General features: G+C 74.3%; 16 protein-coding genes. 13 read left to right on the top strand and 3 right to left on the bottom strand.

All coding sequences use genetic code 11. The annotated features are described in order from the left end of the window. Positions 1–16: 16 nt before the first annotated feature. The 7 genes from FN207_RS22850 (at position 17) to FN207_RS22820 (ending at position 7423) form a co-directional block, all read left to right on the top strand. Positions 17–976 (top strand): polysaccharide deacetylase family protein, encoded by a 960-nt coding sequence (locus tag FN207_RS22850; RefSeq protein WP_142460740.1) that lies wholly within the window; start codon positions 17–19, stop codon positions 974–976. Next, entirely contained in the window at positions 961–1935 is a 975-nt protein-coding gene (locus FN207_RS22845) for a glycosyltransferase family 2 protein (RefSeq protein WP_185938518.1), read from the top strand. The genes FN207_RS22850 and FN207_RS22845 overlap by 16 nt, the downstream gene beginning before the upstream one ends. An 82-nt stretch (positions 1936–2017) precedes the next feature. After that, entirely contained in the window at positions 2018–3133 is a 1116-nt protein-coding gene (locus FN207_RS22840; RefSeq protein WP_221888366.1) for a glycosyltransferase, read from the top strand. Between the two features lie 79 nt (positions 3134–3212). Then, positions 3213–3761 carry an acyltransferase gene (locus FN207_RS22835; protein ID WP_142460737.1) on the top strand — a complete coding sequence of 183 codons (549 nt, stop codon included), beginning with the start codon at positions 3213–3215 and terminating at the stop codon, positions 3759–3761. 273 nt (positions 3762–4034) lie between these two features. Beyond that, positions 4035–5540 (top strand): sugar transferase, encoded by a 1506-nt coding sequence (locus FN207_RS22830; RefSeq protein ID WP_142460736.1) that lies wholly within the window; start codon positions 4035–4037, stop codon positions 5538–5540. Positions 5541–5762: 222 nt separating this feature from the next. Continuing rightward, positions 5763–7202, top strand: a complete 1440-nt coding sequence (locus tag FN207_RS22825; protein WP_246066289.1) for a sugar transferase — start codon at positions 5763–5765, stop codon at positions 7200–7202. Between the two features lie 8 nt (positions 7203–7210). Beyond that, positions 7211–7423: a hypothetical protein gene (locus FN207_RS22820; RefSeq protein ID WP_142460734.1), complete on the top strand. Its 213-nt coding sequence runs from the start codon at positions 7211–7213 to the stop codon at positions 7421–7423. A gap of 154 nt (positions 7424–7577) precedes the next feature. On the opposite strand, the gene FN207_RS27400 is transcribed toward FN207_RS22820, so the two are convergent. Next, complete coding sequence (locus FN207_RS27400) at positions 7578–7712, bottom strand: hypothetical protein (protein ID WP_281282163.1); 135 nt, start codon at positions 7710–7712, stop codon at positions 7578–7580. A gap of 75 nt (positions 7713–7787) precedes the next feature. Continuing rightward, positions 7788–8870, bottom strand: a complete 1083-nt coding sequence (locus FN207_RS22815) for an LCP family protein (RefSeq protein ID WP_246066288.1) — start codon at positions 8868–8870, stop codon at positions 7788–7790. A gap of 298 nt (positions 8871–9168) precedes the next feature. On the opposite strand from FN207_RS22815, the gene FN207_RS22810 reads away from it, so the two are divergent. The 3 genes from FN207_RS22810 (at position 9169) to FN207_RS22800 (ending at position 12612) form a co-directional block, all read left to right on the top strand. After that, positions 9169–10701 carry a sugar transferase gene (locus tag FN207_RS22810; RefSeq protein WP_142460733.1) on the top strand — a complete coding sequence of 511 codons (1533 nt, stop codon included), beginning with the start codon at positions 9169–9171 and terminating at the stop codon, positions 10699–10701. Positions 10702–10765: 64 nt separating this feature from the next. Beyond that, positions 10766–11773, top strand: a complete 1008-nt coding sequence (gene rfbB, locus FN207_RS22805) for a dTDP-glucose 4,6-dehydratase (RefSeq protein WP_246066287.1) — start codon at positions 10766–10768, stop codon at positions 11771–11773. Further along, positions 11770–12612 carry an SDR family oxidoreductase gene (locus FN207_RS22800; protein ID WP_185938517.1) on the top strand — a complete coding sequence of 281 codons (843 nt, stop codon included), beginning with the start codon at positions 11770–11772 and terminating at the stop codon, positions 12610–12612. Before rfbB ends, FN207_RS22800 begins: the two co-directional genes overlap by 4 nt. On the opposite strand, the gene cysC is transcribed toward FN207_RS22800, so the two are convergent. After that, complete coding sequence (gene cysC, locus FN207_RS22795) at positions 12596–13630, bottom strand: adenylyl-sulfate kinase (RefSeq protein WP_246066286.1); 1035 nt, start codon at positions 13628–13630, stop codon at positions 12596–12598. The genes FN207_RS22800 and cysC overlap by 17 nt on opposite strands. Positions 13631–13742: 112 nt before the next feature. Here cysC and FN207_RS22790 point away from each other — a divergent pair, with 112 nt between their 5' ends. From FN207_RS22790 to FN207_RS22780, 3 genes are all read left to right on the top strand, one after another. After that, positions 13743–15062, top strand: a complete 1320-nt coding sequence (locus tag FN207_RS22790) for a UDP-glucose dehydrogenase family protein (RefSeq protein ID WP_142460731.1) — start codon at positions 13743–13745, stop codon at positions 15060–15062. A 57-nt stretch (positions 15063–15119) separates the two neighbouring features. Continuing rightward, positions 15120–16109, top strand: coding sequence for a UDP-glucose 4-epimerase GalE (gene galE / locus FN207_RS22785; RefSeq protein ID WP_142460730.1), 990 nt, complete (start codon positions 15120–15122; stop codon positions 16107–16109). Positions 16110–16241: 132 nt separating this feature from the next. Further along, positions 16242–17099 carry a TMEM199/VMA12 family protein gene (locus FN207_RS22780; RefSeq protein ID WP_142460729.1) on the top strand — a complete coding sequence of 286 codons (858 nt, stop codon included), beginning with the start codon at positions 16242–16244 and terminating at the stop codon, positions 17097–17099. Positions 17100–17234 lie beyond the last annotated feature (135 nt).

The raw sequence follows: 17234 nt of genomic DNA, 5'->3' as shown, positions 1-17234 counted from the left end.
GAGGAGTCTGCCCCGGATGAGGGACCTCTGGGCTCGTCGCCCCGCCTGGCCGCGTCGTCTGCGTCCGCGGGGGAGCGACGTCGTCCTGCTCTACCACCGCATCTCCGACGACCTGTCGGACGACCCCGGGGGCATGGTCGTGCCCCCTGCTCTCTTCCGGGAGCACCTGGAGGCGGTGACCCGGTGGTTCGGCGTGGTCCGGGCCGCCGACGTCCGGGGGCCGCACGACCGCCCCACCGCCGCGATCACCCTGGACGACGGCTACCTCGACAACCTCGAGCACGCCGCACCCGTCCTCCGCGACCTCGGTGTCCCGGCCACCTTCTTCGTCGTGGCCGACGCGGTCGCCCCCGATCCCGGTCCCGAGTACTGGTGGGACCGGCTCGAGCACCTGGTCCTCGAGCCCGGCCCCGGCCCTGCGACGTTGCCGCTGCGCATCGCCGGCCGGCGCGTCGTGGTCGACGTCAGCAGCGGCGCTGCGCGGAGCCGGTCCTACGCGGCGCTCACCACGGTGTTGCACCGGCGACCTCCCGAGGTGGTGTCGCGAGTGCTGACCCGCATGGAGGAGGCGTGGCCTCGCCCCGGCTCGTGCCACCGGCACCGGCGGATGTCGGCTGCCCAGGTCCAGGACCTCGCGCGGGACCCGCTGTTCGACATCGGTTCCCACACCTGCTCCCACTCGGCGCTGGCGACCCTCCCTCGCGGGGAGGCCCGACGCGAGCTCCTCGAGAGCCGGACGGCCCTGGGCGGCCTCCTGGGCCGACCTCCGCAGTTGCTCGCCTACCCGTTCGGTGCGCCGGGGACGGTCGCTCGACGCAACGCCCGTCAGGCGCGTGCGGCGGGCTACGACCTCGCCTTCGTCAACGTCCCCGGACCGGTCGAGCGAGCCGACCCGCATGCGCTCCCCCGCATCACCGTCGGGCGTTGGAGCGTGGACCACCTGCACCGGGCCGTCACCGCGTGGCGGCCGCGGTGACGCGCGACTGGCCGGTGCTCGCGCCGACGGGCACGTGGATCCTCCCGCCCCGACCGCTCACGGTCGGCGTGGTCGTCACGGCGCACAACGTGGCCCCGTTCCTCCCTGCCGCGCTCGCCTCCGTCTTCGCCCAGACCCGGCTCCCGGACGAGGTCGTCGTCTGCGACGACGCGTCCGACGACGACGTCGCAGGTGCGGTGGCGCCGTTCGCCGAGCGCATCCGCCTCGTGCGCCGGCAGGAGCAAGGCGGAGAGGGCGCGGCCAAGAACACGGCCATCCGGGCCTCGCGGGCCGACCTGGTGATCATCCTCGACGGCGACGACGAGATGGCTCCCGAGCGGGTCGAGGCGCTCGCCTGGCTCGCGGAGCGGCGACCGGACCTCCACCTCATGACGACGACCTGGGAGGACTTCGGACCGGCGGCCGAGGGGTCGGACTGGTCACTCGACCTCCACTTCCCCGTCGCGGATCAGCGGCGGGAGATCCTCAGGTGGAACTTCCTCCCCGCTCCCGCGATCCGACGTCAGCAGTTCCTCGAGGCCGGCGGCTTCGACGAGGACCTCCGGTACGGGCCCGACTGGGAGTGCTACGTCCGGATGTTCCTGCACGGAGCCGCTGCAGGACTGGTGCCGTTGCCGCTCTACCGGTACCGGCGCTGGGGTGGGCAGCAGACCGCGGACACCGAGCGCGTCCTGGCTGGACGGGAGCGCGTCGCCCGGTTGATCGCCGCCAACGAGCGCCTCGACCCGCGTGACCGGGAGGTCGCCGCCCGGACGCTGGTCGACGCCGCCTTCGCCCACTGGATGTGGCGGTTGCAGCACGGTCGGGCGCTCCCGGCCGAGGCCCGCTCGCTGTTGCGGCACGGGTCCCTGAGCGCCAGGCGCCGGGCGGTGCTCCGTCTCGCTGCGCTCTCCCCGTCGCTCGCCCGCCGCCTCCTGCTGCGTCCGACCGGCGGGTGACCGGCGGTTAGCATCCGCATCCCGGCTCGTGCCGGGAGATCCGGCGCCGCCCACCTGCAGGAGCACCGTGCGAGTCCTCCACGTGACCCAACCCACGGTCGCGGGCGTACCCGTCGTCGTGCGTGGCCTGGCCAGGGACCAGCAGGAGCACGGGTGGGACGTCGCGGTCGCGTCACCCGCGGACGGTGACCTACCGGGCTGGCTCGCCGACCTCGGCGTGCCCCACCTGGCCTGGCGCGCCTCCCGCGACCCGGGGGTGACCGTCCCGAGCGAGGTCCTGCGGCTGCGCCGGTTGGTCCGGGAGGTGGACCCGGATGTCGTCCACCTGCACAGCGCGAAGGCCGGCCTGGCCGGGCGCCTCGCGCTCCGCGGTGCGCGACCCACCGTCTTCCAGCCCCACGCGTGGTCCTTCGAGGCCGCACAGGGGCCGGTGGCCCGTCTCGCCCGGCTCTGGGAGCGCTCCGGCACCCAGTGGACCCACCTGCTCGTCTGCGTCAGCGAGGACGAACGTCGACGCGGTGAGGACGTGGGGATCCGGGCACGCACCGTGGTCCTCCCGAACGGCATCGACCTCGAGCGCTACCGGTCGACCGGTGCGGCCGAACGAGTGACGGCGCGGCGCGCGCTCGGGCTGGAGGACCGCCCCACCGTCGTCTGCATCGGCCGGCTCGCCCAGCAGAAGGGACAGGACGTCCTCCTCGAGTCCCTCCCGGCGGTGCGGTCGAGGGTGCCCGACGTGCAGGTCGTCCTCGTGGGGGACGGGCCCGACGCGGACGCCCTGCGTTCCCGCGCGGGGGAGGACGTCCGCTTCGTGGGGGCCCAGCCCGACGTGCGTCCGTGGCTGACCGCCGCTGACGTCGTCGCGCTGCCCAGTCGCTGGGAGGCGGGCCTGTCCCTGGTGGCGATGGAGGCCATGGCACTGGGCAGGAGCGTCGTCTCCACGGACGTGGCGGGCGCGCGGGACGGACTGGCAGGGGCCGGGGCGGTCGTCCCCCGCGAGGACGCGGCCGCTCTGGCGAGCGCGTTGACGACGCGGCTGGAGGATCCGGGCCTCGCCGAGAGCGAGGGGCGTGCCGGGCGTGTCGCGGTGGAGTCCGCACACGACCTCGCGGTCACCAGCCGACGGGTCAGGGAGGCCTACGAGACGGTCCTGGCGGGGGGCTTGCCGGGAGCCGGCCGCGGACCACGCCGCCCGTGACCGGCGTGCCGGCCCGGGAGGGCAGGGACGGGAACCGGTCATCGGTCACCTGAAGGCGGACGGTGCCTACGCTGCGGACATGCGCTCGACGTCGGAGGTGCGCATCCGGCCGTTCCTCGTCCTGGCGTCGATCAACACGGTGGCCATGAGCCACCTCGTGCCGGCGCGCCTGAGGCGGCTCCTGCTCCGCTGGTCGGGCATGCGGATCGGGGACGCGTGGGTCGCGGCAGGCTGCCTGTTCCGCGGCACGGACGTGGTCATCGGGGACGACAGCCGCATCGGTTACCGGGTCTTCTTCGACTTCGAGCGCGTGACCATCGGGCGTGGGGTGTCGATCGGGACCGACGTCAAGCTCCTGTCGGCGAGCCACCAGCTCGGCGACGCCCGGCGTCGGGCCGCTGATCAGTGGTCCGCGCCCATCGAGGTGTGCGACGGCGTCTGGCTGGGCGCCGGGGTGACGGTCCTGCCAGGGGTGACCATCCGGGAAGGATGTGTCGTCGGTGCGGGAGCGGTGGTCGTGGAGGACACCGAGCCCCACGGCCTCTACGCCGGTGTGCCGGCGACCCGCCGACGTGACCTCGACCGCGACACCGGTCCGTGTCACCGCGCGGACACTCCGTTCGAGTGACCCGGGACGCGTGAGTCGAGGCCGCCTCGCGATGCCTCCGCCGTAGCGACGCGTGTGTCGCTCACTCAGGGCGACGAGCGCGAGACGGAAAAGCGACGGTCGGCGAGGGCAGACCCGTTGCGCCCCATAGAACTGGGCGCTACCCCTTTCGCGGTCCGGCAACGGTCGTTACCGTTCGGCTGCCGGTCGAACGACTCGTTCCTGGCATCCACGGGGGGATCCACCGCACCGGGCGCCACACGTGCCCGGTGTCGCACGGGGGGTTGGTGCCGCATGTCCCTGCTCGGGGTCAGTGACGTCTCGGTCCGTCAGGACGCGCATCCGGTCGGCCGGCAGTGGTTCTGGCTGGCGCCGCGGCTCCGCGGGGAGGGCACCGCCGCCCGCCGCGCATGGCGCGCGTCGTACGTCCGCCGCCTCGTCCTCCTCGACGCGAGCGCGGCTCTGGTGGCCGGTCTGGTGGGGTCGCTCGTCCCCGAGGGCGGTCCGCTCATGAGCGCCGCGGCGAGCGCGACGCTCGTCGTCACCCTCCCCGTCGTGTGGCTCGCCGCCATGCTCGTCGCCCGCACCTACGAGCAGCGCTTCCTCTGGGTCGGTCCTGAGGAGTTCCGCCGGGTCTTCTCCGCCGCCGCGCTGCTGCTCGCCACGGTCGGCACCGTCTCGTGGGCCTTCAAGCTCGAGGTCGCGCGCAGCTTCGTCGTCGTCGCCCTGCCACTGGCGACCCTCCTGACGCTCGCCGCCCGTGTCGCACTCCGGCTGCGGCTGCACTCGTCGCGTGCCGGCGGCCGGCACGTGCAGACGGCCGTGCTCGTCGGGCACCGCAGCGGTGTCGCCGCCCTGAGTGCCCAGATGGAGCGCGAGGCCCGGCACGGCTACCGCGTCATCGGCTGCTGCCTGCCGCTGTCGGCCGGCGACCGCGACGTCTTCGACGGCCTGCCGGTCCTCGGCAGCCTCGACGAGGTCGCCGACGTCGTCCGCCGCTACGAGATCGACACGGTCGCGGTCCTGCCCTCCCCGGAGCTCGACGGCGCGCGGCTGCGCAAGCTCGGCTGGGACCTCGAGGACACCGAGGCCGAGCTGCTGCTCGCGCCGGCGGTCACGGAGGTCGCCGGCCCGCGCGTGCACGTGCGCCCGGTCGCCGGCCTGCCGCTCATGCACGTCGAGCGGCCCGAGTTCACCGGCGTGCGCCGCATCGCCAAGGAGGTCGTCGACCGCACGGCGGCCGGCATCGGCGTGCTGCTCCTCCTGCCGGTGCTCGTCCCCCTCGCGATCCTCGTCAAGGCCACCAGCCGGGGCCCGGTCTTCTTCACGCACGAGCGGATCGGCCGCGACGGCCGGCCGTTCCAGGTCCTGAAGTTCCGCAGCATGGTGGTCGACGCCGACAAGGTCGAGCTCGACCTGCACGGGCAGAACGAGGGCAACGCGGTGCAGTTCAAGATGCGCCGCGACCCCCGCGTCACCCGCATCGGCGCGGTCATGCGGCGCTACTCGCTCGACGAGCTGCCGCAGCTGTTCAACGTGATCGGCGGCAGCATGAGCCTGGTCGGGCCGCGCCCGCACGTCACCCGCGAGGTCGAGCAGTACGGCTTCGACATGCGCCGCCGGCTGCTGGTCAAGCCGGGCATCACCGGCCTGTGGCAGGTCAGCGGCCGGTCGGACCTGTCCTGGGACGACGCGGTGCGGCTCGACGTCCGCTACGTCGAGAACTGGTCGCTGGCCTTCGACTTCATGATCCTCTGGAAGACCGCGGGGGCCGTCCTCCGCGGTTCGGGAGCGTACTGACCTCGACACGGCATGACGGGCCGTCACCACTGCGGTTCGTCGGGTGAGCAAATGTGCGGTCGCCATTTGCCGCACCATTCGAAGATCGCTCGGAATGAGCACGGGAATGGCGCATCTGCCCGAGTGATGGCACTATCCCCTGACCGCGCCGAGCAGTCGACGCGGTACACGGGGAGGGTCATGGCCGACGCCACGGGGGGCGGCGCGGCATCGGGACGGGGAGTGCGACGAGCAGGTCGCGTCTCGCTGGACGCGGTGTCGCACGAGGGGATCACACGCGCGGCCGGGGTCTGGCCGACCGCGGCGGCGCCGGCCACGGTCGCGTGGTGGCTCCGGCGCGGGGTCGGGCCCTACCTCGTGCTCGTCGACGTCGTCGCCTTCGCCGTCGCCACGCTCATCACCCTGCCGGGATCGCCGCCCGCGCATGCCGTCGCGCTGCTGTTCCTCCTCCTGGTCTTCTGGCGCGCCGGCCTGTACCGGTCACGGCTGACCCTCTCCCTGCTCGACGACCTGCCCTACGTCCTCGCCGCGGTGGTCGTGGCCTGGCTGTTCAAGGTCGCGGTCTTCTCCGTCCTGCCGGGTGTCGACGCCCCGGCCCGGCAGGTCGTGCACGTGGTCGTCCTGCTGGTGGCGGTCCTGACCGCGCGTCTGGTGGCGTACCGCGTCGTGCACACCGCCCGGTGCCGCGGACTGGTCCGGCACCGCACCGTCGTCGTCGGGGCCGGCCTCGTGGGCATCCGGGTGGCCGTCACCCTGCTGGAGCGGCGCAACTACGGCCTCGACCCGATCGGCTTCCTCGACACCGACGTGCCCGAGGACCGGCGGGTGCTGCTCCCCGTCCCGCTGCTCGGCGGTTACGAGCGGCTCGGGCAGGTCATCCGCGAGCAGGCCGTCCGCGACGTCATCGTCGCCTACGGCGGCGTCGACGAGGACGAGCTCGTCGACATCCTCCGGACCTGCGACCGGCTCGACGTCGACGTCTTCGTCGTCCCCCGGCTCTTCGAGCTGCACGACGTCAACCGCTACACCGACGAGATCTGGGGCATCCCGCTCGTCCGCCGCCGGCGGGCGGTCTACCGCAGCCCCTGGTGGCGGGTGAAGCGGCTGGTGGACGTCGTCGTCTCCCTGACGACGATGCTCGTCCTCACCCCGGTGCTGCTGGCGTGTGCGGTCGCCGTCCGGCTCGAGGGCGGGCCCGGGATCATCTTCCGCCAGGAGCGGGTGGGGCTCGACGGCCGGCCGTTCCAGGTCCTGAAGTTCCGCTCGCTCAAGCCGGTCGACGACACCGAGTCGCAGACGCAGTGGAACATCAGGCACGACGACCGACTCGGGCCGGTGGGCCGGTTCCTCCGGGCGACGTCGCTGGACGAGCTGCCGCAGCTGTGGAACATCGTGCGCGGCGACATGAGCCTGGTCGGCCCCCGCCCGGAGCGGCCGCACTTCGTCGACCAGTTCTCCGCGCACATCCCCCGCTACACCGCCCGCCACCGGGTGCCCGCGGGTCTGACCGGCTGGGCGCAGTCGCACGGGCTGCGCGGGGACACCTCGATCGAGGACCGTGCCCGCTTCGACAACTACTACATCGAGAACTGGTCGCCGTGGCTCGACATGAAGATCGTCCTGAAGACCGTCGGGCAGGTGCTCCGGCGCCAGGGCGGCTGACCGCCGAGGTGGCCCTCCGCTGGCTGTTCGCGCTGGTCGCGGCGGCGATGCTGACCGCGTTCGCGCTCCTGCTGGTCACGGGCGAGTACTACAACGAGGGACCGGTGCTGCTCCGGGTCGCCGAGGACCACGGCCTGCACCAGGGCGACGTCTTCGTGCTCACCGGGTGGGCCGCCGGCGTGCTCTCGCTGCTCGGCCTCCTGCTGCTCCGTCGCCGCTGAGCCTCAGAGGCCGGGGCGCACCACTCCGCAGCGGCAGGCGTAGAGGCCCGACCCGCTGAACGGGTCGTCGCGGACCCACCGGAACCGGTGCAGGTGCCAGGGCCACGTCCGTGGGCGGCGGCCGGTCACCCGGCCAGTCTGGCAGCCGGCGGGCTCAGACGGAGGCGGAGCGGCGCGCCAGCGCCCGCGCCGGGGCGATGCCGCACAGCGCCGCGGCCACCAGCACGTGCCCGTGCTCGGCGACCCACACGTGCAGCGCCAGCCAGGTCGACCCGAGGAGGAAAGCCACACCCGCATCCTGGGTCCTCGCCCGGCCGGTGATCGCGAACGCGTGGGGTGTCCGGGACGGGCGGGGGACCAGGGGTCAGCGGGGCACGTCGGGCAGCGCCTCCGCGTCGAACTCGGCGGCGTTCTGCGACAGCGAGTCGTTGCGCAGGTACTCCCACATGCGCTCGCCGGTGACCGGGTCGAGGTGGACGACGCTCGCCGTGCCCTCGGTCCCGGTGCCGAGCACCGGCGCGGTGAAGGAGTCGACGGCCTCCGGGCGCAGGTCGCGCAGGGAGTAGGCCAGCGACAGCAGGTCGCCGTTGCCGAGCGTGTCGTCGACGGCGACCGCGTCGGTCACGGCCAGCAGCGCGGCGTCGAGCCGGCCGGGGTCGGACAGCGTCCCGGAGCCGAACAGCTGCGTGAACACCGCCTCGACGAACTGCTGCTGGCGGCGCACCCGGTCGAAGTCGCCGCCCTCCAGGCCGTAGCGCTGCCCGAGGTACCAGCGCGCCTGGTCGCCGTCGAGGTGGTTGACCCCGGCCGGGAAGGTGTACGGCCCGTTGCTGGTGGTCTCGGCGACGACGACGTCGACCCCGCCCAGGTCGTCGGTGACCTGGACGATCCCCTCGAAGTCGATGGCCACGTAGTGGTCGATGCGGACGCCGGTGAGCTGCTCGACCGTCCGGACCAGCAGTGTCGGCCCGCCGTACGCGTACGCCGCGTTGATCTTGGTGGTCCCGTACCCGGGGACGTCGACCCACGAGTCGCGGGGGATGGACACCAGCTGGGCGTGCTGCCGGTCGCCGGAGAAGCGGGCGATCATGATCGCGTCCGCCCGGCCACCCTCGGCGATGCCCTCGTCGGCGGTGCCACGGCTGTCGGTGCCCACCAGCAGGAACGTGACCGGATCGGCCGACGCCGCCTCGGCCGGCGTGGCCGGTGCCGGGCGGGCGGCCTCGTCGAGACCGGCGAAGACGTCGGTGACGCGGTCGATGTTGCCGCCGTAGCGGTCGGTCAGGAACCACAGGCCGCCGCCGACGACCGCCACGAGGAGCAGGGCCAGGACGCCGAGCGCGACCAGCAGGCGGCGCAGTCCGCGCCGCCTGCGCCTCCGCGGCGGTGCCGGAGCGGGCTCGTCGGCGACGAGCGTGGACCCGGCGCGTCCGTCGTCGTCGCTCACGGTGACCCCCGTCGGCTGGCAGTTCCCCCGAGGCTAGGCGCCGGCCTGCGCGGACGCTCCTCCGTCCCACCCCGCGGGGGGAGCCGGTCCCACGCTGCGTGACGTCCCCGGCGGCGAGGGGGCGACGGACGGTCACCGGATCCACGCCGTCTCCCCCGTGAGGGTGGAAGACGGCGCCCCGGACGGGTCCGCGCCCCGGGGGGCTCAACCCGCGGCGGTCGCGCGCCGACCCTGCGAGCAGTGGGGTCCGCCGGGCCCCGCGGGGACGGAACGGTCCCGGGACCAGGGAGGGAGACCGTTGACCGCGACCACCCCCGTCGTGCCCCAGCCGGAGGACGCCGAGCGCCCGGTGCGGGCCCTGCCGCTGCACGGCGTGCTGCCCCCGGACCCCGGGGCCTTCCTCGACCGCCCGGTCTACGACCCGTTCTCCGCGCGCCGGCGCCGCACGCCGGAGTGGCTCGTCTCCTACACCGTCGCGCTGGTCCTCGGCGACCTGCTCGCGGCGGGCGCGGGCCTGGCGCTCGCCGGCCTGACGTCCTCCGGCGTGGTCGCCCTCTCCGCGCGGGAGCTGCTCCTCGCCCTGGCCTGGGTCGCCCTGCTGGCCGCCACCGGAGCCCACGCCGAGCGCCGTTTCGGCACCGGCTCCGACGAGTACCGCCGCGTCCTCGTCGCCGGGCTGGTGGCCACGAGCGCGCTGGCGGCGGCCGGCGCCCTGTTCCCCTGGGACGGGTCCGACGGGCTGCTGCTCGTCGCCGCTCCCACCGCGGTGGCCTGCACCCTCGCCGGGCGGCTGCTCAACCGCCGCCGGCTGCACGCCGCCCGGCGTCGCGGCCTCATGACCAAGCGCGTCGTCGTCCTGGGCCGGGACGTCGCCGTCGCCGACCTCGTCCGCCGGCTGCGGCGCGACGCCGCCGCCGGGCTGCGCGTCGTGGGCGCCTGCGTGCCCCGCCCCGACGAGGCCCGCGCCGTGCGCGCCGAGGGGATCCCGGTGATCGGCACGCTGTCCGGCGCGGTGCGGGCCGTCGACGACGCCCGGGCCGACGCCGTCGTGGTCGCCTCGGCGAGCGAGACGGCGGGGGAGTACCTGCGCCAGCTGGCCTGGCGGCTCGAGGGGACCAACATCGAGGTGCTCGTCGGCCCCGGCCTGATCGAGGTGAGCTCCGACCGGCTGCAGGTCCGGCCGACGTCGACCGTGCCGCTCATCCAGGTCCAGGAGCCGGACTTCCGGGGATGGCGGCGCCTGGCGAAGTCCCTGCTCGACCGCGCCGTCGCAGGCGTGCTGCTGCTCGTGGGTTCCCCGGTCCTGCTCGGCATCGCTCTCGCCGTCCGGGCCACCAGCCGCGGGCCGGCGCTGTACCGGCACCGCCGCATCGGCAAGCGCGGGCGGGAGTTCGACCTGCTCAAGTTCCGCAGCATGGTCGTCGGCGCCGACTCGCGCATCGCGGCGCTCATGACCCTCAACGAGGGCAACGACGTGCAGTTCAAGATGCGGCGCGACCCGCGCGTCACCCGGGTCGGCGCCTGGCTGCGCGCGTTCTCCCTCGACGAGCTGCCGCAGCTGGTCAACGTGCTCAAGGGCGACATGTCCCTGGTCGGCCCCCGCCCGCACGTCATCCGCGAGGTCGAGCAGTACGGCGCCGACATGCACCGCCGGCTCCTGGTCAAGCCCGGCATCACCGGCCTGTGGCAGGTCAGCGGCCGCTCCGACCTGTCCTGGGACGAGTCGGTCGAGCTCGACGTCCGCTACGTGGAGAACTGGTCGTTCGGCCTGGACCTCGCGATCCTGTGGCGCACGGTGCGTGCGGTCCTGCGCCGCGACGGCGCCTACTGACACGCCTCCTCCCGCGGGGTGAGGGCATCCCGGGATCGGTGCGGCCTTCTGACACATTGAGCCCGTGAGCCAGATCCGTCGTCTGCTGGTGACCGGTGGAGCCGGCTTCATCGGCGCCAACTTCGTCCACCAGACCGTCGAGCGCTTCCCGCAGTACGAGGTGACGGTGCTCGACGCGCTCACCTACGCGGGCAACGAGGCCTCGCTGGCCGGCGTCCGGGACGCGATCACCTTCGTGCACGGGTCCATCACCGACGCCGCGCTGGTCGAGGAGCTGGTCGGCGCCAGCGACGCCGTCGTCCACTTCGCGGCCGAGAGCCACAACGACAACTCGCTGGCCGATCCCGCGCCGTTCCTGCAGACCAACGTCGTCGGCACCTACACGCTGCTCGAGGCGGTGCGCCGGCACGGCGTGCGCTTCCACCACGTCTCCACCGACGAGGTCTACGGCGACCTGGAGCTCGACGACCCGCGCAAGTTCACGCCCGAGACGCCGTACAACCCGTCGAGCCCGTACTCGTCGACCAAGGCCGCCTCCGACCTGCTGGTCCGCGCGTGGGTGCGCTCCTACGGCGTGCAGGCGACCCTCTCCAACTGCTCGAACAACTACGGTCCGTACCAGCACGTGGAGAAGTTCATCCCGCGGCAGATCACCAACGTGCTCGCCGGGCGGCGGCCGCGGCTCTACGGCGCCGGCCACAACGTGCGCGACTGGATCCACGTCGACGACCACAACGCCGCCGTCCACGACGTCCTCGAGCGCGGCCGCGCCGGGCAGACCTACCTCATCGGCGCCGACGGCGAGGTGGACAACCGCACCGTCCTCGCCACGATCCTCGAGCTGATGGGTCAGCCGGCCGACGCCTTCGACCAGGTGACCGACCGCGCCGGGCACGACCTGCGCTACGCCATCGACGCCACGAAACTGCGCGAGGAGCTCGGCTGGCGGCCCCGCTACACCGAGTTCCGCGACGGGCTGGCCGCGACGATCGAGTGGTACCGCGACCACGAGGACTGGTGGCGCCCGCAGAAGGAGCGCGTGGAGGCGGCCTACGCCGCCCGCGGCCAGTGACGGCGGTCGTCCTCGGCGCCGGCGGGCAGGTCGGCCGCGCGCTGACCCGCCGCTTCCCGCAGGCGCTGGCGCTGACCCGGGCCGGCCTCGACGTCGGGGACCCGGCCGCGGTCGCGGCGCACGACTGGTCCGGCGTCGACCTGGTGGTCAACGCCGCCGCCTGGACGGCCGTCGACGCCGCCGAGGACCCGGCCAACCTCGCCGCCGTGCGGGCGGTCAACGTCGACGGCGTGGGCGCCCTGGCCGACGCGGCCCGCCGGCACGGGTTCCTCCTCGTGCACTTCTCCACCGAGTACGTCTTCGACGGCGCGCACCCCGGGCCGATCCCGGAGGACGCCCCGGTGCACCCGCTCAGCGTCTACGGGCGGAGCAAGGCCGACGGCGACGCGCTGGTCACCGCGCTCGACCGGCACCTGCTGCTGCGCACCACTTGGGTCGTGGGGGAGGGGCGCAACTTCGTGCGGACGATGGCCGGTCTCGCCGACCGCGGCGTCAGCCCCTCGGTCGTCGCCGACCAGGTCGGCCGACCCACCCTCGCCGCCGACCTCGCCGACGCCGTCGCCCACCTCGTCGACGTGGGGGAGTCGGGCACGTTCAACGCCACCGGCGGCGGGGAGCCGGCGTCCTGGGCCGACGTCGCGGAGGTCGTGTTCGCCGCGCGCGGCCGCGACCCGCACGACGTCCGGCGGGTGACCACGGCCGAGTACACCGCCGACACGAGCGGCCTCGCGCCGCGGCCGCTCAACAGCGTGCTCGATCTGACGAAGCTGGCGGCGACCGGCCACCGCCCGCGCGACTGGCGCACCGCCGTCGCAGAACACCTCACGACGACCGGCTGAGCACCGCCTCCAGCACCTGCCGCGCGCACTCGTCGACGCTGCGGCCCGCGGTCTCCACGGTGACCTCGGCGTCGGTGGGCGTCTCGTAGGGGTCACTGATCCCGGTGAAGGCGGGGATCTCCCCGGCGCGCGCCCGCGCGTAGAGACCCTTGCGGTCGCGGGCCTCGCAGTCGGCCAGCGACGTCGCCACGTGCACCAGCAGGAAGCCGCCCGGCCCGGCCTGCGCCTCCACCTCGCGCCGGACGTCGGCGCGCACCTCGGCGTAGGGGGCGATCGGCGCGCAGACGGCGATGCCGCCGTGCTTGGCGATCCGCGCCGCCACCCAGCCGATCCGGCGGACGTTGGTGTCGCGGTCGGCCTTCGAGAACCCGAGCCCCGCCGACAGGGAGTGCCGCACCTCGTCGCCGTCGAGCAGCGTGACCGTGCGGCCGGCCTCGATGAGCAGCTCCACCAGCCGCGCGGCGATCGTCGACTTCCCCGCCCCGGACAGGCCGGTGCACAGCACCACGGTGCCGCCGGTGCTCGCCGTCCCGGACCACGGCCTGCTGCCGGCCAGCGCCGCGCCGTGCGCGGCGGCGAGCTCCTCCGGCCCGGCCTCCGGTGCCGCCGGGGTGACGGGCACGGGCTCGACGACCACGTCACGGCCGCCGTCCCGCACGGCCGCCCAGGCCGCGGCCGCTCCCGCCAGCGCCGCGGAGTCCGGCGCGAGCCCCGCCGCGGGCAGCAGCACCAGCAGCCGCTGCGGCAGCTGCGCGACGTCGTCGGGCGGCGGGCCGACCCACGCCGCGACCTCGGTCCAGCCCCGGTCGTGCAGCCGCTCGACCACCGTCGAGGGCTGCTCCCAGCGGGGCACCTCGACGACGGTCAGGTCGCCGCCGGCCGCCGTCGCGACGAGCACGCCCTGCGCGTCCTCGTACTCGCCGGCCGGCGGGAGGTCGGGCAGCGGCCCGAGTCCGGCGCGGTAGCGGGCCACCGCGGCCACCTGTGCGTCGTCGAGCCGGGCGCGGGTGTCGGGCACGGGGCCATCCTGCCGTGGTGGCCGCTCGCCCGTTCGGGACGTCCGACGGGCGCTCCCCTCGACGACGTGATGCACTTCGGGGGCTAAGTGTCTGCGGCACGAGGAGGCGGCGGTGCGCATCTCGGTCATCGGCTGCGGCTATCTCGGTGCGGTGCACGCGGCCTCGATGACGGAACTCGGCCACGAGGTGGTCGGGGTCGACGTCGACCAGCGGAAGATCTCGGCGCTGTGCGCGGGGCGGGCGCCGTTCTACGAGCCGGACTTCGAGCAGCTCCTGGGACACGCGCTCGACTCCGGGCGCCTGAGCTTCAGCACCGACATCGCGGACGCGACCGGAGCGCAGGTCCACTTCCTGTGCGTCGGGACCCCGCAGAAGCACGGTGAGTACGCCGCCGACCTCCGCTTCGTCCAGGCCGCAGCGGAGTCGCTCCTGCAGGTCCTGGCCCCGGGTGAGCTGGTGGTGGGCAAGTCCACCGTCCCGGTGGGGACCGCGGCCGGGCTCGCCGCCATGTTCGGCGAGAAGGTGCCGGGGACGCTGCTGGCCTGGAACCCGGAGTTCCTGCGCGAGGGGTTCGCCGTCCGCGACACCCTGCACCCCGACCGGCTCGTCTACGGGCTGTCTCCCGACGGTGACGGGGCGACCGCCGAGCGGCTGCTCGACGAGGTGTACGCGCCGATCGTCGCCCGGGGGATCCCCAAGGTGACGACGGACTACGCGACCGCGGAGATGGTCAAGACGGCGGCCAACTCGTTCCTGGCCACGAAGATCAGCTTCATCAACGCGATGGCCGAGCTGTGCGAGGCCACCGGTGCCGACGTCAAGCAGCTGGCCGACGCGATCGGCTACGACGACCGGATCGGGCGCAAGTTCCTCAACGCCGGGCTCGGCTTCGGCGGCGGCTGCCTGCCCAAGGACATCCGGGCGTTCATGGCCCGGGCCGGCGAGCTCGGTGCCGACCAGGCGCTGACGTTCCTGCGCGAGGTCGACAACATCAACATGCGCCGCCGGATCCGCATGGTCGAGCTGGCCCGTGAGGTGCTCGACGGGTCGCTGCTCGGCAAGCGGGTGGCGGTCCTCGGCGCGGCGTTCAAGCCCGACTCCGACGACATCCGCGACTCCCCGGCGCTCAACGTCGCCGCCCAGCTGCAGCTGCAGGGCGCGGTGGTGTGCGTGACCGACCCCGCCGCGGTGGAGAACAGCCGCCGCGAGTGGCCGCACCTGGACTACGCCGCCACTCCTGAGGAGGCCGCGGCCGACGCCGACGCCGTCCTGGTGCTCACCGAGTGGCGCGAGTACCGCGAGCTCGACCCCGTCGCCTTCGGCGCGCTGGTCCGGCAGAAGCGGGTCCTCGACGGGCGCAACGCGCTCGACCGCGAGGCCTGGACCGCGGCCGGGTGGACCTACCGCGCCCTGGGCCGCCGAGCCGGCTGAGGATGCGGGCCGACGGGACGGGTCCGGATCGGTGGTCGTGACACCTAGGCTCGTCCGGTGACCTGGCTCGTGACCGGCGGTGCCGGCTACATCGGCGCGCACGTGGTGCTGGCGATGCGTGCGGCGGGCGACGAGGTGGTCGTGTTCGACGATCTCTCCACCGGAGACCCCGGACGCGTCCCTGACGTCCCCCTGGTCCGCGGGAGCGTCCTCGACGGGGCGTTGCTCGGCCACACCCTGCGGGACCACGGCGTCACCGGTGTCGTCCACGTGGCGGGGAAGAAGCAGGTCGAGGAGTCGGTCCGCCGTCCGCTCCACTACTACCGCGAGAACGTCGAGGGCCTGCGGGTGCTGCTCGACGAGGTGCTCGCGGCAGGTGTCGGCGCGCTCGTCTTCTCCTCGAGCGCGGCCGTCTACGGGATGCCCGACGTCGACCTCGTCGACGAGGACACCGAGTGCCGGCCGGTGAACCCCTACGGCACGACCAAGCTGGTCGGCGAGCGCATGATCCAGGAGGTCGCCGCGGCCACCGGCCTGCGCTACGCGAACCTGCGGTACTTCAACGTAGCGGGCACGGCGGCGCCGGAGCTCACCGACCGCGGATGCTCCAACCTGGTGCCGATGGTCTTCCAGCGGCTACGGCAGCGGCAGGCCCCGCTGGTGTTCGGCGACACCTACGACACCCCGGACGGAACGTGCGTCCGTGACTTCGTGCACGTCTCGGACGTCGCGTCCGCTCACGTCGCCGCCGCACGCGGGATCGCCGAGGGCCGCGTGTCCGCGCTCACGGCGAACGTCGGCCGCGGCGAGGGCGTCTCGGTGAGGGAGATGGTGCAGACCATCCGTGAGATCAGCGGGACGGCGGCGGAGGAGTGGTCGGAGCCAGCGGTCGCGCCGCCGCGTCCCGGCGACCCCGCGCGGGTGGTCGCCTCCGCGGAGCGGATCCGAGCCGCACTGGGCTGGGGGGCGCGGTGCGACGTCCGGGACATGGTCTCGTCTGCCTGGGACGGCTGGACGGCGCAGGGGAGCGGCTCGCCCGGCACGTAGCGGGCCGGACCGGGTCGCAGCGTCGACAGCTCGCGAGGGACGCACGCGGCACGGTCGCCCCACCCGCCCCATCTCCCCCCGTGGTGTGACCGGACGTTCACGTACGGGCCCGGATCTGCCGATGCTGCGCACGTGTGGACGTGGATCGTCGGCGGGCTCGCCGTCTGGGTGGTCGTCGCCGTGGCGCTCGGCGTCGTCCTGGGACGGGGCATCCGTCTGGCCGACCGCAACTCGCCCGGGACCGGTGTCGACCGCCCGCTGACCACCGCCGCGCTCGGCGGAGCGCCCGCCGTCGCCCGTCCCGCCCGCCGGCGGGTGCCGCTGCCCCCGGTCGGGGTGGGGCTCGCGCTCCTCGCGGTGGTGCTCGAGACCGCCGGCTACGCGCTGCGCCTGCGGGGGAGCAGCGGCCCGGTCGCGCAGGCGCTGTCGATGGACGCCCCCTGGTCGCTGCCGCGCACCTACGTCGCGACCCTGTTCGCCGTCGCCGCGGTCGCCGCGGTCGCCGGTGCGGCCCGCAACCCCGGACGGCGCACCTGGTGGCTCGCCGTCGGCGCGGTCGCCGCGGGCATCGCGGTGGTCAAGGCCGGCAGCACCGTGCACGTCACCGCCATGGAGGCGCTGTCCGCGGCCGTCTCGCCCGCGGGCGCGGTCGCCGTCAGCGCGCTGGCCGCCGTCGCCGTCCTCGCCGTCCTCGCGGTCCTCAGCCGCGCCGAGCGCCGTGACCGGCGCCGGGTGCTGAGCACGCTGGGCCTCTACGCCGTGGCCTCGGTCGGCCTGTCGGCCCTCTCCTCGGTCGCCGGCAGCTGGTACGCCACCGCCACCTTCGTCGAGGAGTCGGGCGAGGCGCTGGCCGGTGTCGCGGTGCTCATGGCCGTCCTCGTCGGCGTCGCGCCGCGGCTCGTGCTGCCCGCGGCCTGGCTGCGCCGCGAGGACGACGCGCTCTCCCTGCAGGCCCCCGCGCGGACCGACCTCGGCGTCGTCCCGCGCTGACCTCGTACAGGCGACGTGACCGACGTCCGTCGAGCACCGGGACGGAGGGGTCCCGTACTTCGTGACACGACGCAACCGGTCACCTACCCTCAGCGCGCGCTCAGGACGTCACTGCCCGTAGTCGGTCGCTCGCCC

This window comes from Geodermatophilus aquaeductus, from assembly GCF_900182545.1.
Taxonomy (GTDB): Bacteria; Actinomycetota; Actinomycetes; order Mycobacteriales; family Geodermatophilaceae; genus Geodermatophilus; species Geodermatophilus aquaeductus.
Note: the sequence above shows the minus strand (reverse complement) of the source record. Positions and strands in the feature narration are given on the sequence as shown.